At 66.2% G+C, this 25,571-nt stretch carries 4 protein-coding genes (1 of these 4 only partly in view); all 4 read right to left on the bottom strand.

What is annotated here, in order from left to right:
• Tightly spaced (each overlapping or abutting the next), the 4 genes in view from RVF83_RS00800 to RVF83_RS00815 form a layout consistent with a single transcriptional unit that may run on beyond the window.
• On the bottom strand, window positions 1-3,199 hold the 5' portion of the coding sequence (locus tag RVF83_RS00800) for an amino acid adenylation domain-containing protein (RefSeq protein WP_341261982.1). Its footprint begins 6,572 nt before the window's first position; only the first 3,199 of its 9,771 coding nucleotides appear in the window; it begins with the start codon at window positions 3,197-3,199; its stop codon lies off the left edge, out of view.
• Window positions 3,174-12,746: an amino acid adenylation domain-containing protein gene (locus tag RVF83_RS00805; protein WP_341261983.1), complete on the bottom strand. Its 9,573-nt coding sequence runs from the start codon at window positions 12,744-12,746 to the stop codon at window positions 3,174-3,176. Before RVF83_RS00805 ends, RVF83_RS00800 begins: the two co-directional genes overlap by 26 nt.
• The gene (locus RVF83_RS00810; protein ID WP_341261984.1) at window positions 12,721-17,550 is read right to left on the bottom strand and encodes an amino acid adenylation domain-containing protein; all 4,830 of its coding nucleotides are present in this window, start codon (window positions 17,548-17,550) and stop codon (window positions 12,721-12,723) included. The genes RVF83_RS00805 and RVF83_RS00810 overlap by 26 nt, the downstream gene beginning before the upstream one ends.
• Complete coding sequence (locus tag RVF83_RS00815; protein WP_005193831.1) at window positions 17,547-25,493, bottom strand: amino acid adenylation domain-containing protein; 7,947 nt, start codon at window positions 25,491-25,493, stop codon at window positions 17,547-17,549. Before RVF83_RS00815 ends, RVF83_RS00810 begins: the two co-directional genes overlap by 4 nt.
• Window positions 25,494-25,571 lie beyond the last annotated feature (78 nt).

Genomic DNA, 25,571 nt, shown 5'->3' on the forward strand with positions numbered 1-25,571 from the left:
CGATCTCGCCGAGTTCCACACGCTGACCGTTGATCTTGACCTGATGGTCGGCGCGGCCGGCGAATTCGAGATTGCCGCCCTTTGCCACCCGCACCAGGTCGCCGGTCGCGTACATCCGCGCGCCCGGCTCACCGAACGGATCGGCGACGAAGCTGGTCGCTGTCTGGCCGGGACGACCGAGGTAACCGCGTGCCAGGCCCTCGGTGGACAGATACAGTTCGCCCACCACGCCCTGCGGCACCTCGTGCAACCGTCCGTCGAGGACGCGAACGGAGAAGCCGTCGACCGGCTTTCCGATCGTCACCGGCTTACCGGCAGTGAGACGCGACCGGGTCGCCCACACTGTTGCCTCGGTGGGCCCGTAGCAGTTGAAGATGCGGCGGCCGCGCTCCGACCAACGCTCGACCAGCTCCGGCGGACACGCCTCGCCACCGGTTGCCAGGTTCCGCACGTACTGGGCACGTTCCGGATCAACCGTCGCCAGCACCGACGGCGTGATGATCATGTCGGTGACCTCGTCGCGCTCCAGCACCGTCGCCAGCGCGTCGCCGGCGAAATCGGCCTGGGGCGCGATCACCAGGGTGTGTCCGGCGGGGATGGCCCAGGCCATCTCGAACATCGACGCGTCGAAGCTCGGCGATGCGACGTGCAGGATCCGGGTGTCGGGCTCGTCTTCCGGTGTGCCCGTGGTGATCTTGGCGAGCGAGTTGACGAAGTCGACGATGCCGGTGTGCGAGACGCCGACGGCCTTCGGACGACCGGTCGAACCCGATGTGTAGATCAGGTACGCCAGGTTGGTCAGCCGCACCGATCCGTTGCGCTCGGAATCGTCGATATCGTCACCGGATTCGGCCTCGGACTCGAGATCTGCGAGATCGACCCATTCGCAGGGCGATTCGCCCAGACGTGCACGGGTGCCCGCATCGGTGATGCCGACGGTCGCGCCCGAGTCGTCGAGCATGTAGGCGATGCGGTCGGCCGGGTATGCCGGGTCGACGGGCACATAGGCCGCGCCGCTCTTGATGACGCCCCACGTCGCAAGGACAGAGCCGATGGACCGCTCCATGCCGACCGCGACGACGTCCTCGGGCGAGACCCCGCGGGCGAGCAACGCTCGCGCGATCGCGTTGGTACGCGTCTCGAACTCGTCGTAGTCGAGCTCGGTGCCGTCGCAGATGAGCGCCGGGTGGTCGGGGTCGAGGTCGCGCTGGGCGAGGACGTCGATGAGTGTCCCTGCCTCGACCTCGCCGCCGCGGCCGACCATCGCGCCGGGCGTGCGAACCGCCACCGCCGCAGCAGGTGCCGGCTCCACGCGTTCGGCACCGACGATGTCGATGTCGCCGACCGCGATGTCCTGGTTCTCGACGACAGCGGTCAACACACGCCGGTACACCTCGGCGAACCGTTCCACGGTGGACTCGTCGAAGAGATCGGTGGCGTAGATGAAGTCCGCGGCCATCGGAGCGCCATCACCGCGTGCGCGGATCGCGACCGTCAGGTCGAACTTGGCGTCCGCGGTGGCGGGGCCGACCGGCGCGACCTCGATATCCGCGGCCTCGAGTCCGGCGGTCTCTTCCCCTGCCGCTTCGGTGTAGGTGAACGCGATCTGGGCCAGAGGCTGGTACGACGACGAGCGTTCGGGTGCCAGTGTCTCGATCAGATCGTCGAACTGGACCTGATCGTTGGCGAAGGCATCCAGCACCGCTGTGCGCACACTGCCGAGCAGGTCGCCGACGCTGTGCCCGGGATCGACCTGCGTGCGCAGCAGCAGCGTGTTGACGAACATGCCGATGAGGTTCTCGAGCGCGGCGTCGTTGCGGCCCGCGATCGGGGTCGCGATCACGACGTCGGTGGTGGAGGCGAGTCGGGCGACGGTCGCCGCGAAGGCCGCCTCGGTGACCATGAACGCCGTCATGGTGTTGCTACGGGCCAGCGCGTCGACGCCGTCCGCGACGGTGTCGTCGAACTCGACCGTGACCGTCGCACCCGAGGTGCTCAGCACGGCCGGGCGTGGACGATCCATCGGCAGGTCGGTCACCGTGGGCAGTCCGGCGAGAGCACGGCACCAATGCGCGAGCTGTCCGCCGAGGACGCTCGACTCGTCCGCTGCGTCGCCGAGGACGGTCTGCTGCCAGAGGGCGTAGTCGGCGTATTGGACGTCGAGGACCGGCAGGCCGGCGTCGCTGCCCTCGGCCCGTGCCGCGTAGGCGGTCATCAGATCGCGGGCGAGGACGGGGATGGACTGGCCGTCCATCGCGATGTGATGCGCCGTGATCGCGACGTGCAGACCGGCCTCGTCGCGGTGGAAACGGCCGCGGATCGGCAGCTGTGAGCTGACGTCGAATCCCTCTGTGGTCGAACGGATCAGGGAATCGATCGAGTCGGCCTCGTGCCAGTCGAGCCGCTCCCGGGCCGCAGCGACGGGCAGGACTTCCTGCACCGGTGCGGCACCGACAGACGGGTAGACGGTGCGCAGTACCTCGTGGCGTGCGACGACGTCGCCGACCGAGTCGTACAGCAAGGTGTCGTCGACGTTCCCGGTCAACGTGAGGGCGACCGGGATGTTGTAGGCACCGGATCCGGTGTCGAACTGGTTGAGGAACCACATCCGACGCTGAGCCCGCGAGAGGGGCAGGCTTTCGGGGCGCGGTTCCACGCGGGTGACCGGCGGCAACGCCGCAGCACGATCGGCCACCGCGGCAACCAACTCCCGCACCGACGGCGCATCGAACACATCACGAATACCGACCTGCACACCCAACGCATCCGACACCCGCGCCACCAAACGCATCGCCGACAACGAGTTACCCCCGAGGTCGAAGAACGACTCGGTCACCGAAACACGCTCAACATCAAGCAAAGTCGCAAACACCGCCGCAACCCGCTCCTCAGCATCCGAAGCCGGAGCCACATACTCCACAGCCTCGAACACCGGCGCAGGCAACGCCTTACGATCCACCTTGCCCGACGAGGTCAACGGCATCACATCCAACCGCACCCACACCGACGGACGCATATACCCCGGCAACACCGACGCCACCGACCCAGCAACCACATCCACATCAACATCAGCCGGCGCCACATACCCCACCAACTGCTGCCCACCAGCAGACTCGGCCACCACCGCCGCCGCATGCACCACACCCGGCGCCGCCGCCACCGCAGCCTCGACCTCACCCCAACTCCAACCGCTGACCACGCAACTTCACCTGGAAATCGGTACGCCCCAAATACTCCAACTCACCCGAAACATTCCACCGCACCAAATCCCCAGTCCGATACAACCGCTCCCCCGGCCCACCGAACGGATCCGCAACAAAACGCTCCGCAGTCAGATCCGGCCGCGCCGCATACCCCCGCGCCACCTGCACACCACCGAGATACAACTCACCCGGAACACCCACCGGAACCCGCGCCAACCGCGAATCCAACACCCGCGTCACCGTATTGGGCACCGGCGAACCAATCGGCACCACCACATCACCAGCCCGCACCGAATACGCCGTCACATCCACCGCAGCCTCAGTCGGCCCATACAAATTGTGCAGACCCACACCCGGCAACCGCGACAACAACCCATCCGCCACCGCCGGCGCCAACGCCTCACCCGAAGCAAACACATGCTTCAACGACGACAACTCGCCCAACCGATCACCCAACACATCAACAAACGCCGACAACATCGACGGCACAAAATGCACCACCGACACCCCGTTGCCGACAATCACCTCACGCAAATACTCCGGATCCCCATGACGCCCCGGCTCCGCAATCACCAACGGAACACCAGACACCAACGGCCAGAACAACTCCCACACCGACACATCAAAAGTCACCGGCGTCTTCTGCAACAACCGATCCGACCCCGACACCGGATACCACGCATCCATCCACGCCAACCGATTCAGCACCGACCGATGCGACACCGTCACACCCTTCGGCCGCCCCGTCGACCCCGACGTGAACAACGTGTACAACGCATCATCAACACCCAACGGCGCCAACCGATCCACATCCGACACCGGCCCCACACCAGCATCAAACGAACCCGACGCATCCACCCCCAACACCACAACACCATCAACACCAGCCACCACCGACGGCACCGGCAACCCCTCAGCCACCAACACCACCGACGCACCCGACGTCGCCAACATGTACCCCACACGATCAGCAGGCGCCTCCGGATCCACCGGCACATACTGCCCACCAGCAGCAACCACCGCATGAACCGCCACCAACAACTCCACCGACCGCGGAATCACCACAGCAACAGCAACATCCGGCCCCACACCAACCGAAATCAACTCACGCGCCAACCCCCACACCCGAGCACCGAACTCACCAAACGACACCGTCCGATCCCCGAACACCAACGCATCACGACCCGGATCCGCCGCCACCGCACGCGACAACCCATCAGCCAACGACCCCACACCAGCAAACGCCGCCGAATCCACCACCGACGAACCGGACTCCAACGCCCGAACCGACTCATCCTCAGCAGCCGACAACAACGCAACATCGCCCACCACCGACCCCGGAGCAGCCGTCAACCCATCAAGCACCGACACCAGACGAGACGCAAAAACATCCACCGTCTCCACATCGAACAGATCTGCGGCCGCGACGATCGAACCCGTCCAGGCACCGGTTCCGCCGATCTCGATGTTCACCGTGAGATCGCGCTGAGCCGGCACCTCGTCGGTGACCACCGGCGCGAACTCGAGGTCGCCGAGTTCGATCGCCCGCGGCACACCCGCTGTCCTCGGAGCCGCGACGAGCATCACCTGGGCGAGCGGAGCGAACGCTTCGCTACGCACGGGGTTGACCGCATCGACAACGGCCTCGAACGGCACATCCGCATTCGCGAACGCATCCACGTCGACGGTGTGGACGCGATCGAGCAACTGGGTGAACGAGCTCGCTGTATCGACGTCGGTGCGCAGGACGAGGGTGTTCACGAACATGCCGATCAGCGGGTCAAGCGCCTCGCGTCCACGCCCCGCGATGGGGGTTCCGATGGCGATGTCATTGGTACCGCTCAAACGGGACAGCGTCACCGCGAGCGCGGCATGCAGCACCATGAACGGGGTCACCCCGTGGGCGTCGGCCACCTGTTGCACGCGCTCGGTGACCGTCGACGGAATATCGAAGGCCGTTCGCACGCCACGCCCCGATGCCACCGCCGGCCTCGGTCGATCGGCGGGCAACTCGAGGACATCCGGTAGGCCCGCCAGTTTCTCGGACCAGTACGCCAATTGCCGGCCGACCACCGACTCCGCATCATCCGGCGACCCGAGAACATCTCGCTGCCACAGGGCGAAGTCGGCGTACTGCACGTCCAACGGCGCGAATGCGGGCGGCTCGCCGCTCGATCGCGCGACGTACGCGGTGACCAGATCTGTCACCAGCGGCGTCAGCGATTCACCGTCTGATGCGATGTGGTGCATGACCACCGCGACGACGTGCTCCCCCGGTTCGCACTCCCAGACACGTGCCCGCAACGGCCAGCCGCGTTCCAGTGCGAACCCGCCCGAGACAGCCGCCTCGATGTCGGAGATCGAGCCCACCTGTCGCCAGTCCAGACGTTCGGCGATCTCGTCCACGGCGTGGACGAGCTGGTACGGCTCCCCATCAGCACTGGGGAACGTCGTTCGCAACACCTCATGCCGCGCCAACACATCACCCAGCGCCGCATGCAACGCGTCCACATCGAGTGCACCGGAAACACGCAGCAACGCCGGGATGTTGTACATCCCGCTGGACGGCTCGAGCTGGTTGATGAACCACATGCGCTGCTGGGCGAACGACAACGGAACACGACCCGGCCGGGGCGCCACTCTGACGATCGGTGGTAGTGCCGGAGCGGCGTCGGAGGTCGCCATGACAAGGCTGCGCACGCTCGACGCATCGAACACATCGCGGACTGACACCTCGGCGCCGAGAGCGGCCGACACACGGGCGGCAAGCCGGGCCGCCAACAGCGAGTTGCCGCCCAGGTCGAAGAACGACTCGGTAACGCTCACCTGCTCGAGACCCAACAGTTCCGCATAGACCGCGGCCACCGATTCCTCGGCCGGGGATGCCGGTGCGACGTACTCGGTCTCGGCGAACTCCGGAGCCTGCAACGCGTTACGGTCCAGCTTGCCATTGTGGTTCAACGGCAACCGCTCCACCGCGACCACCGCATCAGGAACCATGTAGCCGGGCACGTGCTCGGCCATCGCCGAACGCACCTGAGCCGCATCGACATCCGCGTCGGCACCAAGCACCAGATAACCGACCAGCTGATCGCCACGCACCGCGTCGGTGATCACCCGCGCCGCAGCTGCCGACGCCGTCGGCATCGCCGCCAGCAGCGCCGCCTCGATCTCACCGAACTCGATCCGGAAACCACGCAACTGCACCTGCGCGTCGCCGCGACCAAGGTACTCGATGTCGGCACCGACCCGCCGTGCACGGTCACCGGTCCGATACATCCGCGACCCGCCAGCAGCGAACGGATTCGCCACGAACCGAGTCGCCGACAACCCCGGACGCTTCAGATAACCGGCGGCCAACTGACCACCGGTCACATACATCTCCCCCGGCACCCCGTCGGGCACCGGATACAGCCGGTCATCAAGGATGTGAATCCCCAACGACGCCAACGGACGACCGATCAACGACGCATCCGTACCAGACACCAGATCCCGATCCAACGCCCGGAAACTCACATGCACCGTCGTCTCGGTGATGCCGTACATGTTCACCAGTTGCGCCGAATCCGACGGATTCTCATCGAACCAACGACGCACCTGGTCGAAACTCAGCGCCTCACCGCCGAACACCACATACCGCAACGCCAGATCACGATCATCGTCGCGACGGGCATCGATCAGCTGATAGAACGCCGACGGTGTCTGACTCAACACCGTCACCCGCTCGGTGGCCAGCACATCGAGGAACGCCCGCGGATCCCGCGCCAACTCCCGATCCACGATCAGCAGCCGAGCGCCGGTCAGCAACGGCCCCCACATCTCCCACACCGAGAAGTCGAACGCATACGAATGGAACATCGTCCACACATCCGACGCCGAGAACTCGAAGTCCGCCGCGGCGGTGTCCATCAACGTCACCACATCACGGTGGGTGATCTCCACACCCTTAGGCCGACCAGTCGACCCCGACGTGTAGATCACATACGCCCGCGCATCCGCCGGCACCCGGACCGGCACCCATCCATCCGAAACCTGGTCGGCAACAAGATCTTCTATATCGACAACCTGCGCAGAACCTGGCAGGCCCGCCCACAGGGCATGATCGGCCGACGAGGCGTCACCGATCACGACCGACACCTCGGCATCGGCCACGATGAACGACAACCGTTCCACCGGATTGCCCAGATCCAGAGGCAGATAACCCGCACCCGCCTTCAACACACCCAGGATCGACGCCATCAGATCCACCGAACGCGCCGTCGCGATACCCACCAGATCACCGGCAGACACACCACGAACGATCAGACCAGCTGCCACCGCATCGGAGCGAGCATCGAGTTCCGCATACGACAGCGACCGCCCCGACGCCGACACCGCAACCAGATCGCGATGCGCCGCAACGGAATCGGCGAACAACTCGACCAGCGTACGACCCGAGTTCGCCGTCTGCGTCACCGGAACAGGCAACTGCGCCAACGCAGCACGCTCATCGACCGAGAGCAGATCCACATCACCGACCGCCATCGACGGATCCGCCGACAACACATCGAGCACCCGCACGAACCGATCCGCCATCCGCCGCACCGACGACACGTCGAACAAATCAGTCGCCGCCACGACCGAAGCCGACCAGCCACCGTTCGCACCGAACTCGACATACACCGTCAGATCACGCTGCGCCGGCACCTCATCGGTCACCACCGGAGCGAACTCAAGGTCACCGAACTGGACGGGTCGAGAAACATCAGCATCAACGGGAGTCGCGACCAGCATCACCTGAGCCAGCGGCGCAAACGCCCCCGACCGCACCGGATCCACCGCATCGACCACGGCCTCGAACGGCACATCAGCGTTGGCGAAAGCATCCACATCAACGGTATGGACATGGTCGAGCAACTCCACGAACGAACGCCCCGCACCCACATCGGTACGCAGCACCAGAGTGTTGACGAACATACCGACCAACGGATCGAGCCCCTGCTGACCGCGCCCCGCAATCGGGGTACCGATGGCGATGTCATCGGTACCGCTCAACCTCGACAGCGTGACCGCAAGAGCTGCATGCAGCACCATGAACGGAGTGACCCCGTGAGCGTCGGCAACCCGTCGCACACGTTCGGTGACCGCCCCCGGAACCTCGAAGGCCGTCCGCACGCCTCGACCGCTCGCAACCTGCGGACGCGGCCGATCCGTCGGCAACTCCAACACATCCGGCAAACCCGCCAACTGCTCAGTCCAAAACCCGAGCTGACGACCGACCACCGACGACGGATCATCCGGCGAACCCAACACCTCACGCTGCCACAACGCGAAGTCGGCATACTGCACATCCAACGGCGCAAACGTCGGCGACCCACTACTCGACCGAGCAAGATAGGCCGACACCAGATCCGACACCAGCGGACTCAACGACTCACCGTCAGAAGCGATGTGATGCATCACCACCGCGACCACATGCTCACCCGGAGCCGCCGCCCAAAGACGCACCCGCACCGGCCAATCACGATCCAGCGAGAATCCGCCAGCGACCGCGGACTCGACCTCTGCAACCGACTCCACCTGCCGCCAATCCAAGCGACCGGCGATCTCCTCCACGTCGTGGACAAACTGGAACGGCTCCCCATCAGCACTGGGGAAGGTCGTCCGCAACGTCTCGTGACGCGCAACCACATCAACCACCGCCGCACGCAACGCCACCACATCAAGCGCGCCAGACACCCGCAACACCAACGGAACGTTGTACATCCCGCTCGACGAATCAAGCTGGTTGATGAACCACATCCGCTGCTGGGCGAACGACAACGGAACACGAACCGGACGCGGCTCCACGCGAACCACCGGCGGAAGAGCCGCAGCGCGATGGGCTACTGCCGCGGCAAGTTCGCGCACCGACGGCGCGTCGAACACGTCGCGGATACCGACCTGTACACCCAACGCATCCGACACGCGAGACGTCAGACGCATGGCCGACAGTGAGTTGCCGCCCAGGTCGAAGAACGACTGGGTGACACTCACCTGCTCGACTCCCAGCAGCCCGGCGAAAACGCCGGCGATCACCTCTTCGGCTTCCGAGGCGGGAGCGACGTATTCGGCATCTCCCAGTTCGGGCTCGGGAAGCGAACGGCGGTCGACCTTGCCGGCCGAGTTCAACGGCATCTCGTCGAGCAGCACCCACGCGGTGGGGCGCATGTATTCGGCGAGTGCGTCCGCGAGCGATGCGCGCACAGCATCGAGATCGACGGTCGCGGGAGCGACGTAGCCGACGAGTTGGTCCCCGGCGGGGCCGGCGACCACGCGGGCCGCCGCATGGACGACACCGGGCGCGTCGGCGATCGCGGACTCGACCTCACCCAGTTCGAGTCGCTGCCCACGCAGCTTCACCTGGAAGTCGGTGCGGCCCAGGTAATCCAGTTCACCGGTACGACGTCGGCGGACCAGGTCACCGGTCCGGTACAGCCGCGCTCCGGGTGCCCCGAACGGATCCGCGACGAAGCGCTCCGCGGTCAGGTCCGGGCGGGCCGCGTATCCGCGCGCCGACTGGACACCGCCCAGGTAGAGTTCGCCGGCCACCCCGTCGGGCACCGGATGCAGCCGGTCGTCGAGCACGTAGGCGGCGGTGTTCGGCATGGGCCGACCGATCGGCACGACGTCCACGGGCTCGTCGAGTGCCGAGGACATCGTGTAGACGGCGGCCTCGGTGGGTCCGAACAGGTTGACCACCCGGGCGTGGGGCACGCGCTCGGCGAAACGCCGTAGCACTGCCGGAGGAAGCGCCTCTCCACCGCTGAACAGCACCTGCAGTCCGGTGAGCAGATCCGGCCGATCGACGACGTCGAGGAACACCGAGAGCAGTGAGGGCACGAACTGAGCGATTGTCACGCCGGTTTCGGCCATGACGTCGGCTAGGTAATCCGGGTCGCGGTGGCCTTCGGCGTCCGCGATCACCATCGTCTGCCCGGCCGTCAACGGCCAGAACAGCTCCAGGACCGACGCATCGAATGTGTGCGGGGTCTTGAACAGCAGTCGCTGTGGTCCGGCAGGGATGAGCGAATCGAACCAGGCGACGAAGTTGGCGACCGCCCGATGCGAGATGGTGACGCCCTTGGGCCTACCGGTCGAGCCGGAGGTGAACAGCGTGTAGGCGGCGTCGTCGGGACGCAGTGTGGCAAGTCGTTCGGAGGTCGACAACGGCGTCGCGTCGGCGGGCAGCGGCGCATCGGCGTCGAGTTCGATGATCGGCGACCGCCCGTCGAGCACGTCGAGAACCTCGACGGGCCGGTGTGCCTTCTCCACGAGGACGGGTCCGATCCCGGCGGTCTCGACCATGTACCGCGCGCGGTCGGCCGGGGTGTCGGGATCGATGGGGACGTACTGGCCACCCGCCGCCATGATGGCGTGCACCGCGATGACGGTGCCGGCAGACCGGCGCATGATGACACCGACAGCCGTGTTCGGACCGACGCCCTCGGCGATCAAGGTACGTGCGACCGCGGCGATGCGGAGTCCGAAGTCGCGGTAGGTCAACGTGCGTTCGCCGGTGACGAGCGCGATCGACTGCGCGGAGTCGGCCACGCGGGCACCGACGAGATCGGCGATCGTCTCCTCCGCGTCGGACGCCGTCGGACCGACGGATCCGGCGAGGAGTGCCTGATCCTGTTCGGCAGCGAGGAGTCGGATGTCGCCGACGGCGGCCTGCTCGGATGCGAGCATTCCGTCGAGCAGGCGGAGGAACCATCGCGACATCTCTTCGACGGTTCCCTGGTCGAACAGATCGGTGGCGTAGGTCAGGATTCCCGACCAGTCCTCGTCGGCAGAACCGGTGGAGACGGTCAGGTTCAGGTCGACCTGGGCGGGGGCCTCGGTGATGGCCATCGGGGTGACCGTCAGACCGTCGACCGTGGCGGTGCCGGTGATGTCCGCACCGATCGGATCGACCGACAGGATGACCTGGACCAGAGGCGAGAAGGCTTCGGAGCGAACGGGGTTGACCGCATCGACCACCGATTCGAACGGCACATCCGCGTGCGCGAAGGCATCGAGGTCGTCGGCGCGGACGCGATCGAGAACAGCATCGAACCCGCTGGCGGAATCGATCTCGGTGCGCAGCACGAGGGTGTTGACGAACATGCCGACCATCGCGTCCAGCTCGCTCTGCCCGCGACCACCGATCGGCGTACCGACCGCGATGTCATGGGTGCCGGTGAGCCGGGCGAGCAGGACTGCGAACGCCGCGTGCAAGACCATGAACCGCGTCGCGCCGTGCCGGGTGGCGATGGCGTCGACACGGCGGCCGATGTCGGCCGGGATGTCGAAGGTGAGCACGTCGCCGCGGTGGCTGGCGACGAGCGGCCGGGACCGGTCGGCGGGCAGTTCGAGGACATCCGGCAATCCCGCGAGTCGGTCTCGCCAGTAGGCGAGTTGTCCGCCGAGTACCGAATCCGAGTCCTCGGGTGCGCCGAGCACGTCGCGCTGCCAGAGTGCGTAGTCGGCGTACTGGATCTCGAGAGGCGCGAAATTCGGTGCCGCACCGCGGCTTCGGGCTTCGTAAGCGGCGAAGAGATCGGTTGCGAGCGGCTCGAACGACTGACCGTCGAAAGCTATGTGGTGGGCGACGAGGGCGAGGGTCGCCTGCCCGTCACCGGTGTGCAGCACGCGGGCACGCAGGGGCCACTCGTGCGCGACATCGAACCCGCATCGCATGTCGGCTGCGAGTTCGTCGGCAGAAGCCACGACCCGCCAATCCAGGCGCTCGGCGATGGCCGCGGGTGCGTCGATCTGCTGGTACGGCAGACCGTCGACGGCCGGGAAGGTCGTCCGAAGGATCTCGTGTCGGGCGACGACATCAGCGGTCGCCGTGCGCAGGAGATCGACGTCGATCTCGCCGGACAGGGTGAACACGGCCGGGATGTTGTATGTCGCCAGCTCCGGTTCCATCTGGTTGATGAACCACATGCGCTGCTGCGCGAACGACAACGGAATCCGCTCCGGCCGGGACTCGACCGGCACCACCGGCGGCAGAGCAGGACGACGATCGGCCACCGCGGCAACCAACTCCCGCACCGACGGCGCATCGAACACATCACGAATACCGACCTGCACACCCAACGCATCCGACACCCGCGCCACCAAACGCATCGCCGACAACGAGTTACCCCCGAGGTCGAAGAACGACTCGGTCACCGAAACACGCTCAACATCAAGCAAAGTCGCAAACACCGCCGCAACCCGCTCCTCAGCATCCGAAGCCGGAGCCACATACTCCACAGCCTCGAACACCGGCGCAGGCAACGCCTTACGATCCACCTTGCCCGACGAGGTCAACGGCATCACATCCAACCGCACCCACACCGACGGACGCATATACCCCGGCAACACCGACGCCACCGACCCAGCAACCACATCCACATCAACATCAGCCGGCGCCACATACCCCACCAACTGCTGCCCACCAGCAGACTCGGCCACCACCGCCGCCGCATGCACCACACCCGGCGCCGCCGCCACCGCAGCCTCGACCTCACCCCAACTCCAACCGCTGACCACGCAACTTCACCTGGAAATCGGTACGCCCCAAATACTCCAACTCACCCGAAACATTCCACCGCACCAAATCCCCAGTCCGATACAACCGCTCCCCCGGCCCACCGAACGGATCCGCAACAAAACGCTCCGCAGTCAGATCCGGCCGCGCCGCATACCCCCGCGCCACCTGCACACCACCGAGATACAACTCACCCGGAACACCCACCGGAACCCGCGCCAACCGCGAATCCAACACCCGCGTCACCGTATTGGGCACCGGCGAACCAATCGGCACCACCACATCACCAGCCCGCACCGAATACGCCGTCACATCCACCGCAGCCTCAGTCGGCCCATACAAATTGTGCAGACCCACACCCGGCAACCGCGACAACAACCCATCCGCCACCGCCGGCGCCAACGCCTCACCCGAAGCAAACACATGCTTCAACGACGACAACTCGCCCAACCGATCACCCAACACATCAACAAACGCCGACAACATCGACGGCACAAAATGCACCACCGACACCCCGTTGCCGACAATCACCTCACGCAAATACTCCGGATCCCCATGACGCCCCGGCTCCGCAATCACCAACGGAACACCAGACACCAACGGCCAGAACAACTCCCACACCGACACATCAAAAGTCACCGGCGTCTTCTGCAACAACCGATCCGACCCCGACACCGGATACCACGCATCCATCCACGCCAACCGATTCAGCACCGACCGATGCGACACCGTCACACCCTTCGGCCGCCCCGTCGACCCCGACGTGAACAACGTGTACAACGCATCATCAACACCCAACGGCGCCAACCGATCCACATCCGACACCGGCCCCACACCAGCATCAAACGAACCCGACGCATCCACCCCCAACACCACAACACCATCAACACCAGCCACCACCGACGGCACCGGCAACCCCTCAGCCACCAACACCACCGACGCACCCGACGTCGCCAACATGTACCCCACACGATCAGCAGGCGCCTCCGGATCCACCGGCACATACTGCCCACCAGCAGCAACCACCGCATGAACCGCCACCAACAACTCCACCGACCGCGGAATCACCACAGCAACAGCAACATCCGGCCCCACACCAACCGAAATCAACTCACGCGCCAACCCCCACACCCGAGCACCGAACTCACCAAACGACACCGTCCGATCCCCGTGGATCAGTGCGGCGTCCCCGTGGTGCTCCGACACGGCATGCGCCAGCCCGTCCGCAAGCGACCGAAGAGCGTCGAACGTGGTCGAATCCGTTGTCGACAAACCATCCTCGAGGGCTGCGACAGTCTGTGCCTCATCGTCGGAGAACAGGGGCGCGTCTCCGACGGGCATCCGTGGCGTCGAGGTCAGGGCATCGAGCACCCGGACGAACCGCCGCCCGATCAGCTCGGCCGTCGCCGGATCGAACAGATCCGTGGCGAAGGTGACCGTGCCGGACCACCCGCCGGAGTCGAGGGAGTTCAGGCCGACCGTGAGGTCGTACTGGGCCGGGATGACCGGCGGATCGATCTCGGTGAACTGCAGTCCGCCGATCGTCGCGTCCAGCTTGTGGGCCGAACGGGCGGGATCGAACGACAGCATCACCTGCGCGAGCGGTGCGAACGCCTCGCTGCGCACCGGAGCAAGGGTTTCGACGAGCGTCTCGAACGGGACGTCGCCGTTGGCGAAGGCGTCCAGGTCGGCAGCACGGACCTCGTCGAGGAAGTCGAGGAAGGGCACGGCGGGGTCGACACCGGTGCGGAGCACCAGCGTGTTGACGAACATGCCGATGAGCGGCTCGACCACCGCATGGGTGCGACCCGCGATCGGGGTCGCGATGGCCACGTCGTCGGTCGCCGCCATCCGTGACAGCAGCACAGCGAGTGCGGCGTGGGCGACCATGAACGGTGTGGCGCCGCTGATCCGGGCGATCTCCTCGACCCGGTCGACCACCTCGGCGGGCACATCGAAAGCGATCCGGTCGCCGCGGTTTGTCGCGACGCGGGGACGTTCGCGGTCGGCGGGCAGGTCGATGACGTCGGGCAGGTCCGCCAGACGGTCGGTCCAGAAGCGGAGCTGACCGGCCACCAGCGAAGCCGGGTCGGCGGTGTCGCCGAGGACACGATGCTGCCAGAGTGCGTAATCGGCGAATTGCACTGCGAGCGGGGCGAATTCGGGCGAGCGAGAATCAACCCGCGCGGTGTAGGCGGTGAGGAGGTCGGCGACAAGGGGCCGCATCGACTCGCCGTCGGCCGCGATGTGGTGGACCACCACGCCCAGGATGGTTTCGCCGGTACCGTTGCGCAGCACGGCAACTCGGATCGGTGTCTGCGTGGTGACGTCGAAGCCTGCGGAGACCGCGGACTCGAAGACCTCCGACGAGTCGGTGACCAGCCAGTCGAGAACCGATTCGGCCTCCGCGAGCGGCATGACCACCTGGCCGGGCCGCCCGTCGGTGGCCGGGAAGACTGTTCGCAGGACATCCTGACGGGCGATGAGATCGACGACGGCGGCACGCAGCGCATCGACGTCGAGATCGCCGCTGATACGGAGCAGGACCGGGATGTTGTACGTCGGCAGCGTCGGGTCGAACTGGTTGATGAACCACATCCGCTGCTGCGAGAACGACAGCGGGATGACATCCGGACGGGGATCGACCGGAGTGATCGGGTCGAGTCCGGGAGCCGCGTCCTTCACCCTGGCAGCCAGGCCGCGGACGGTGGGCGCCTCGAAGAGATCGCGCATGTTGAGGTCGACATTGAGGACCTCGCATGCCCGGCCCACGATCTGCGCGGCGACCAGCGAGTTGCCGCCCACGTCGAACACGGACTCGGTGACGCTGATGTCCTCGAGCCCCAGAACGGCGGTGAACACGTCGACGAGCGCACGTTCGGTGTCGTCGGCCGGCGGCTCGTACTCGGCCCTGGCCTCGATCACCGGCTTGGGCAACGCTTTCCGGTCGAGCTTGCCGTTCACGTTCAGCGGCAGCTGATCGAGGACCATGATGACGTCAGGGACCATGTAGTCGGGCACCTTGGCCGCGACCGCGGCCTTGACGTCCAACCCGTCGATCTCGCCACCGTCGGCTGCCGCGCCGACGACATAGCCCACGAGCTGCGCGGTATAGCCTTCACGCTCGTAGATCGTTGCGGCAGCGGCATTCACGCCGGTGTGGGTGAGCAGCGCCGCCTCCACCTCTCCGAGTTCGATGCGGAAACCACGCAGCTTCACCTGGCTGTCGCTGCGACCGATGAACTCCAGCGACCCGTTGCGGATGACCGCGACGTCGCCCGTCTGGTATATCCGGGAACCCTCGGGACCGAACGGGTCGGCGACGAAGCGGGTTGCGTTGAGCGCGAACCGACCCGAGTAACCGCGGGAGAGCTGGTCACCGGAGATGTACAGGTCACCCGGGACCCCATCGGGCACCTTGCGCAGCCGGCTGTCGAGTACGTAGGTGCGCGTGCCCTCGATCGGCGTGCCGATGTCGCTGGCGTTGGTGGACGCCACGAACTCCGGCGTGAGGATTCGCCGGGTCGTGTACACGGTCGTCTCTGTCGGGCCGTACATGTTGTTCAGCTGCGGCCCGTCGTTCCCGTCGAGGGCCCGGCGGTCGGTGTGCCAGCGTCGCACCTGTTCGAAGTCGAGCGCCTCACCGGCGAAGATCATGTACCGGATGCTCTGTGACAGAGCGCCGTTCGCAGGCGGACGGACCGCACCGGCGAGCTGGTAGAAGGCCGACGGGGTCAGGTTCACGACGGTGACCTGTTCCCGTTCGAGGACGCCGACGAAGTCCGCCGGCGAACGGGTGGTCATGTAGTCGAGCACGACGAGTCGTCCGCCGAAGGACAACGCGGCCCAGATCTCACCGACCGACACGTCGAATGCGTACGACTGGAACATCGTCCAGACGTCGTTCTCGGAGAACTCGTACTGCCGGCCCATGGCCGAGAGCAGGGCCACCACACCGCCGTGCGTGACCACGACACCCTTGGGTTTTCCGGTCGACCCGGAGGTGTACATGACATACGCGGGGTGTCGCGGGTCGATGATCTCGGGAAGTGGCGCGGAGCCACCTGAGGCGTCATCGGCACGGGAGACCACCTCGGCGACCGTGGACAGCGGCGCGTCGAGTTCGGCCCACTCGTGGGTGGTGTCGGCGTCGGTGAGCACCACCACCGGATGTGCGTCGTCGACGATCGCCCCGAGCCGATCGAGTGGGTGCGACCGGTCCAGGGGCAGATAGGCCGCGCAGGACTTCAGGACCCCGAGCAGCGCGATGATCAGCTCGGCGTCGCGAGGCAGGGCAACGCCGACCAGGGTCTCCGGCCCGGCCCCGGACGCACGTAGACCGCGTGCGACGGCATCGGACCGGGCGTCGAGCTCGGCGTATGTCAGCGAGGCGCCCTCGAGATCGGTGAGTGCCGTCCGGTCGGCGAACCGGTGTGCCGACGAGCGGAACAGACCCGGCACCGAGCCCCAGTCCCGGGTACCGGCCAGATCACAGGCAACCGCGCGAATGTTCTCGATCGCCCGACCGGTGACCGACGCGATCTGGTCGGGCGCCAGACCGGCGAGATCGAGCTGTCCGGTGACCGCCGCTCCCACGGCCGCCTCGGTGTCGATCCCCTGTGCGGCGAGCACGCCTGCCGTCATCGACACCGTTGCATTCAGGGCGGCGAATGCGACGGGTCCGGCCTTGCCGTCGAACGCGGTCTCCTGTGGGGCGACCGAGGCGGCGTAGGCGATCAGGTGCAGGGTGGACGGCCGAGCGCCCCAACCACGCGAGATGTCAGCGGCGTCAGAGTCGACGGTCACGTCCTGTTGTTTCCTTCTGAAGCGGTGGACAGGTCGATGATTGCGGCGGCGTTGGTCCGGAGTTCACTCAGCACCTCGTCCAGCGCCGCGGGTCCTCCGATGGCCAGCGCGGGCACGACACTCATGAGGGCCATCGTGAGAGTGGCGTCGGCATCCGATCCCGGAAGGGCGGCCGCCATCGCCTTCACCATGTCCGACAGCTGGCCGAAGTGGACGCTCGCACCCTGGTGGGCCACCGCGATCGCCTCGGGATCCGCATCGCTCGCAGCGGAGACGAGATCGGTGAGTCGGATGTCCGCAGGGGCCGCATCGATGGATTCGGCCTGCTCATCGGCAGTGAAGATCACGATGTCGCCAACGATACACTCGGCGTCCGACGCAATGGCCTCGAGGATTCGCAGATAACGCTGCACGATCGTCTCGACCGTCGATTTGTCGAAAAGGTCGATGGCGAAGACGAGCTGCGCCTTCATTGCACCGCTACCCGCGGCCGGTCCTGCTGCCGCAGGGTCATTCGGGTACAGGTTCAACTGCAGGTCGACCTTGGCCGGGATGATTCCCTCGGCCACCGGCGAGACGACCACGTCACCGAGTTCGAGCGATGGGAAATCGATGTTCTGGAAGGCGAACATCACCTGGAACAACGGATTGTGCGAAGTGGTCGGCGCACTGAGGATCTTCGCGACGATCGTGTCGAACGCCACGTCGGTGTTGGCCATGTCGGCGAGGTCGTCGCGGCGCACCCGGGACAACAGATCGCTGAACTTCTCGCCGTGGTCGATCCGGGTCCGCAACGCGAGGCTGTTGACGAACATGCCGACCACCTCGTCGAGCGCCTGCTCGCCGCGCCCGGCGTAGGGCGTGCCGATGACGAGGTCGTTCCGTCCGCTCAGCCGCGACAGCAACACCGCGTAGGCGGCGTGGGTGACCATGAACATGGTGGTGTTGTTCGCGCGTGCGACGGACTCCAGGGACCGCGCGAGATCGTCGGGGATCTCGAACTCGACCTGGTCGCCGACATACGACGGCGCCTTCGGTCGCGGCCGGTCAGTCGGCAGGTCGATGGTCTCGGGGACTCCGGCCAGGCGATCGACCCAGTAGTCGAGCTGGCGCTGCGCCTCGGTGACACCCTCGTCGTCGGTGGTCGCCAGTCGCTCGGCCTGCCACAGCGTGAAGTCGGCGTACTGGACCGGAAGCGGCGCCCACGTCGGCGGGAGACCGTCGTGGCGGGCTGCGTAGGCCATCATCAGGTCGCGGGCCAGCGGCGCCATCGACGCGCCGTCGGCACTGATGTGGTGCACGACGAAGACGACGACGTGTGCGTCCTCGTCGACACGCAGCAGCGCGAGCCGGACCGGCGGCGCGGTGGTGATGTCGAACCCGCGACCCGTCACGGCCGCGATGGCGTCGGCCACGCTCCCCGACACCGGCACCGGGGTCACATCCAGGCCGGCAACCTCGTCCGGAGGACTGATGATCTGCATCGGCTCGCCGTTGATCATCGGATAGCTGGTTCGCAGCGACTCGTGCCGGCGCAGCAGGTCGTCCACTGCCGCGCGGAGGGCGTCCACGTCGAGCCGGCCACGCAGTTCGAGTGCGAGGGCCACGTTGTATGCCGGCGACTTCGGATCGGCCCGGCTGAGCAGCCACATACCGCGCTGCACGGCGGACACCGGCACCATCTCAGCGCGTTTACGGGCGATCAACGGCACTGCCGAATGCCCGGACAGGCTGTTGGTGATGCACTCGGCGAGTCGGGCAACATCGGCGGACTCGAAGATCGCCTTGACCGGAACCTGTCGGTCAAGCGCCGCCGACAATCGTGCCGACACCTTGGTCGCGGACAGCGAGTTGCCGCCCATCTCGAAGAACCCGTCGTGCACGCTGACCCGCTCGACCCCGAGCACCTGGGCGAACACCTCGGCGACGATGGCCTCGAGCTGCGTCCGTGGGGGGACGAAGTCCTTACTCGCGCTGAAGTCGACCGGCGGCAGCTTGGTGCGGTCGATCTTGCCGACGGTGGTCAGTTCAAAGGAGTCGACCACGACGATCGTGTGCGGGACCATGTAGCGCGGCAGGAGTTGCGTGACGTGCTCGGTCAGCGCCTCGGGCATCGGCGAGCGGTCGTCGGCCGCTGTCACATATGCGACCAGGACGTCTTCGCCGGCCGGTCCGGGCACACCGAGGCTGACCGCGTTGGCGACGTCCGGGTGGGACATCAATGCGTTGTCGACCTCACCGAGCTCGATGCGGAGTCCGCGCACCTTCAGCTGGAAATCGTCGCGGCCGTGGTAGATCAACCGCCCGTCGGCACGACGGACGACCCGGTCACCCGTCCGGTACATCCGCGTCCCGTTCGAGTACGGGTTCGCGATGAACCGCTCGGCGGTCAGACCGGGGCGGCCCAGGTAACCGATGGCCAGCTGATCACCCACGAGGTAGAGCTCGCCGACGACCCCGGCCGGGGTCGGCCGCAGTCCGCGATCCAGGACGAGGGCCCCGACTCCGGGTACCGCCGTTCCGATCGTCATGTCGTCGGCGGGCGAGAACGGTCCGTCCGCGGTGGCCCAGATGGTCGTCTCGGTGGGGCCGTAGAGGTTGAAGAACCGGCGACCCGCGGACACCCAGCGGCGCATCAGTTCTGGCGGGCATGCCTCGCCCGCACTCAGCACCGTGGTCAGCGACGGCACCGCTGCCGGTTCCAGGGTCGCCAGTGCCGACGGCGTCATGACCGCGTGTGTCACACCGGATTCCGCGATCAGCTGCTCGAGCTGGTCGCCGGCGTAGGTGTCCGGGTCGGCGACGACCAGCTGAGCGGACGACCCGAGCGCCATCGTCAGCTCGAAGACCGAGGCATCGAAGCTCGGGGACGCGACATGCAGCACCCGCGAGGTCTCGTCGAGCCTCAGGATCTCGCGCTGATTCGCCATCATGTTCGCCAGACCGCGATGGCTCACCGCGGCAGCCTTGGGCGTGCCCGTCGAACCCGAGGTGTAGATGAGGTACGCCATCTCGTCGACGCGTGTGGGCCGGACGAGTTCACCGGCTCCGATCGGGGCGATGGGGTGCCCGGCGAGACGCAACTCGGTCTCGCTGTCGTCGACGATGATCCACTCCGCACCGCTGTCGATCGCGTCGACCCCGGCTTCGGCGGTGGCCAGTCCGACGCGCGCGCCGCTGTCGCTCACCATCGCCGATCGACGCTCGGCCGGGTGCATGGGATCGATCGTGACGAAGGCTGCGCCGGAACGGATCACAGCGATGGTGCACAGTACCGAGCGCGCCGAACGGCGAGCGCTGATGGCGACGACGTCGCCGGGTCCGATTCCGCGTGAGATCAATTCTCGTGCAAGTTGATTGGTCCGAGCATCGAAGACATCCGGGGTGATCTTCTCCCCGGCGATGACGACGGGTACCACGGCAGAATTCGACGTTCTCTGGTGCAGGAGGTCGGCGAACGCCGCGGGTTCACAATACTCCGGCTCCGCCGTCAGCCGCCGCACATCCGGTGCCGACACGACGTCGAACCGGCCGACCGGCTCGGTCGGGGCACTGGTCATCTGGTCGAGCAGGCGCAGAAGGGAACCTGCCATCGACTCGACCGTAGTGCGGTTGAAGAGATCGGTGGCATAAGAGAATTCGAGAGCAACGCGATCGGAACCGTCCCCGACGAACTCGGTGGCGGCCACCGCGAGGTCGTACTTCGCGGACGGGATACGGATGTTCAGCACATCGAACTGCTCGGCCTGAGCCAGAAGAGCGGAATTGTCCCGCTGGAACGTGAAGCCGACCTGGAACAGCGGACTGTGCGAACGTGACCGACTCGGAGACACCTCGTCGACCACCATCTCGAACGGCACCTGCGAATACTCCAGTGCGCCGGTACGCGTGCGATGCGCACGGTCCAACAGGTCCGCAACTGTATCGCCCGGGGAGATACCCAATCGCAGGACCACGGTGTTTACGAACATGCCCACCAGATCGGCGAGTTCGGGATCGTCGCGTCCCGCGACCGCCGTGCCGATCGACACGTCGTCCGTGTCTCCGAACCTGGCCAGCAGAGTGGCCAGCGCGACGTGCAGAACGGTGAAGGTGGTGACCCCGAACCTGCTCGCCAGGGATCGGATTCTCGCGAACTGTTCCGTGGGGATGTCGACGTCCAGGTAACCGCCACGGCCCGTCGGGATCTGCGGACGGGGCCGATCCGTCGGGAGCGCCAACAGCTCGGGTTGTCCGACGAGTTCCTTGTTCCAATAGTCGAGTTCCTGCCGCAACCGGGACTGCTCGTCGTCCGCGGAACCCAGGGTCTCCCGCTGCCACACCGCGAAATCCGCGTACTGAACCGGAAGCGGCGCCCAGGACGGCTCCATACCTTCCCGACGAGCTGCATACGCGGCCAGCATGTCCACGATCAGGGGACGGAGCGAGGCACCGTCACCGACGATGTGATGCAGAACCACCAGCAGTACGTGTTCATCGGCCGCGGTCTCGAACAGCGTGGCACGGAAGGGGACCTGGGTGACGAGGTCGAACCCAGCCGCGGCCTGCCCAGCGACGGCATCCATCAGCTCGGTGTCGGCCACGTTCTGGACGTTGAGACGGATCTGTTCGTCGACCTCCTCGGCGTCGACGATCTCCTGGATCGGCTCCCCGTCGACCGACGGGAAACGGGTCCGCAGGGGCTCGTGCCGAATGACGACATCGCGGACGGCGGCACTGAGTGCGTCCACGTCGACATCTCCGTGGACCCGGATTGCACCGGGCATGTTGTACGTGCCCGCCGACGGATCCATCCGGTTGATGAACCAGAGCCGTGACTGCGCAAAGGAAACCGGGAGGGCGTCCGGGCGCGAACCGTGCCGAATGGGCGGACGCGACGCCACCGCCGGTGCAGCAGCGATGATCTCGGCGAGCTCACCGACATCGTCACTGCTGAAGATGTCGCTCAGCGCAACCGCTCGGGAGAACTCCCGGCGCAGGCGCGACGCGATCCGGGCGACCGCAAGCGAGTCGGCACCGAGCACAAAGATGTTGTCTCGCATGCCGATTCGATCGGAACCGATCACGCCGGCAATGATCTCGGCAATCTTCACCTCGATCGGCGAGCGCGGCGGGACGAACTCTCGCTCAGCCCCGGCGATCGCCGGCGCGGGGAGTGCGCGACGATCGAGCTTGCCCGAGTTGTTGACCGGGAAGGAGTCGAGCACCACAACCGCAGCCGGAACCATGTGTCCGGGTAGATGGTGGCGCGCAGCGCGCATCTGTCGGTCAGCGACGGCCTCGGCCGGGGTGTCCGCATCGCGTGGCTTCACGTACGCAACGACGGCTGCGCTGCCGGCGTCCGTCCGAACGGTCACGACGGCCGCGGAGACCGATCCCTCCGCGAGGAGGACGGACTCGATCTCGCCGAGCTCGACCCGTTGTCCGCGGATTTTGACCTGGAAATCGCTGCGCCCCAGGTATTCCAGCATCCCGTCGGCGGACCAGCGCACCAGATCACCGGATCGATACATCCGCTCACCCACCCGGAACGGGTCGGCGACGAACCGGTCGGCGGTCAGCCCGCCGCGGCTGCGATACCCGTCGGCGACCTGCGGACCGGAGATGTACAGCTCCCCCTGCACCCCGACGGGGGTCGGCCGCAGCTTGGTGTCGAGTACGTAGAGACGAGCGTTCGCCACCGGCGCGCCGATCGGAACCGTCCTGTCGACTTCCTCGGAAGCCCACGTCGTGATGTCCACCACGGTCTCGGTGGGCCCGTACAGGTTCTGGAGCCGAACTCCCGGTAGAGCCGACGACACACGAGCCGCCAGCTCGGGACTAAGCGGTTCACCGCCGGTGAACACGTACCGCAAGGTGTTCGGCGGGCCCGACACCGCGTGCTCGACCGCTTCGACGAACAGGTCGAGCAGGACGGGCACGAACTGGATCGCGGTGACGCGCTCCAGGACCACGAGATCGTGGAGATACTGCGGATCGCGATGCCCGTCCGGTCGCGCGATGACCATCCGCGCCCCGGAAACCACCGGGACCAGAAGTTCGGCCAGGGACGCGTCGAACAACGCCGACGCCTTGTACACGAAGGAATCCGCCGGACCCATCGGGAAAGCGTCGAGATGCCACCGCAGGAAGTTCATCAGGGCGCCGTGCGAAACGGCCACCCCCTTGGGGCGCCCGGTACTTCCCGACGTGTAGAGCAGGTAGGCGGTCGAGCGGGCGTCAAGCTGACCGAGACCCGGCCACGGCTCCGGAGCCTCGGCCGATTCGTCGGTCCATCCGGTCGACGCGAGCCAATCCGTATTGATCACATGGGCGGGCCGCGCCTCTTCGAGGATGGTGGCGCGCCGCTGCTCGGGCTGTCCCGGATCCATCGGGAGATAGGTGGCGCCGAGGGCGAGTGTGGCATGGAGCGCGAACACCTGGGCCGGTCCACGATCGAGGTCGACCGCAACGACCCCTCCGGGGCCGACGCCTTCGGCCTTGAGATGGCCGGCGATACGCAATGCGTGGTCACGCAGTTCGCAGAAAGTCCAGCTGCGTCCCTCGAACGTGACTGCGATGGCGTCGCCGTGTCGATCCGCCGTGTTTAACAAAGCGCGAACCACGTTGTCGCCCGGCTCCACCGGCAGTGAGGGTCCATAACCGAACGCCCGTATCAGGTCCGCCTCTCCGGGGAGGAGCAAATCGATGTCGGTCGCCGGTTGTTCCAGATCCGCGTAGAACCGGTTCAGGAACGCGAGGAATCGCTCATGGTGCCGCTCGATCTCGACCTGCGAATAGAGATTGGGATTGCCGTGCAGATCGACGACGATCGGTGCGTCAGGGCTCGACTGGTAGAGGTTGATCAACAGGTCTTCGAGAATTCCGGACGTGAAGATCCGGTAATCCATCTCGGTGCCGTCGATCCGGAGTTCTTCGTCGAAGAACACCATGTTGATCGTGGGCCCAAAAGTAACCGAACTTGCGTCGAACCCGGCGTCGCGGCGAATGTCGTCGGAGCGATACCGCTGGTGCCGGAGCGCCCCGGTCATCTCGAGTTGGGCGTTCTTGATGAGCTCCCGCGCAGATTTTGCGGAGGCCTCTCGGAGACGAATCGGCAGGATGTTGGACACCATGCCGCCCGAGATCCGCACTTTCGCGGTTGTGCGACCCGTCACCGGCAGACTCAGCACGATGTCGTCGGTGCCGGTCATCTTCGCAAGAAAGGCTCCGAATGCGGCCGTGAGCAGCACTGCGACCGAACTTTGCAACTCGCCGGCGAGATCCGAGAGTCGACGCTGCAGCCGGGAGTCGAGTTCGGCGCTCGCGATGCGATTGTCGAACGAGATGGGCGCCGAGGGGACCCCGTGCGCCAGCGACGGCCGTTCGGGTAGGTCGACGGCTCGCGAGAGCCAGTGCTCGCGGTCGGACTCACGGCGGCTGCTCGTCTCATACGAGGCCTCGTACTCGACCAGCTCGGCCATGGTCGCCGGCGGTTTGACGCGGGGTTCTTCGCCACGGCGAATCGCATTGTACAGGTCGACAGTTCGCCGCATGATCGAGAGAGCTGCGTACCCGTCGATGATGATGTGGTGGGCGCGGTTGTACCAGAACGTCCGGTCGTCAGCGACCTGCAGGATCGCGATGACTATCAGTTGATCCTCGATCAGGTCGACCGGCCGGCGGTACTCGGACTTCATCCATGCCATCGCGGCGCCGACTGGGTCGGATTCGCCGCGGAAATCGATGACATCCACCTGCTGGTCGAATTCGAGGTCGACGTACTGCACCGGGACCCCGTCGACCTCCGCGAGGCGGACGTAAGGGGACTCCATGACCTGGCCGACCTCGACACAACAGTTTTTGAGGAGGTCGATGTCCAGGCCACCGGGTGCGTGCCGGATGTCGACGTACTGGGCGATGTTCACCGAGTAGTCCGGCGACAAGGTGTCGGCGAACCACATTCCCCGTTGTGCCGCAGTAAGAGGCAAGACTTCGGTGATGTTTCTTCCGACAACGTTCGCGCTGTCGCTGTTATCGGC

The organism is Gordonia rubripertincta (assembly GCF_038024875.1).
In the GTDB taxonomy this organism is placed as follows: Bacteria; Actinomycetota; Actinomycetes; order Mycobacteriales; family Mycobacteriaceae; genus Gordonia; species Gordonia rubripertincta.

What these genes read in the sequence shown, in the direction of transcription:
- RVF83_RS00815 (WP_005193831.1), bottom strand. Translation starts at nt 25,493, where the DNA reads ATGTGGTTCGCCGACACCTTGTCGCCGGACTACTCGGTGAACATCGCC.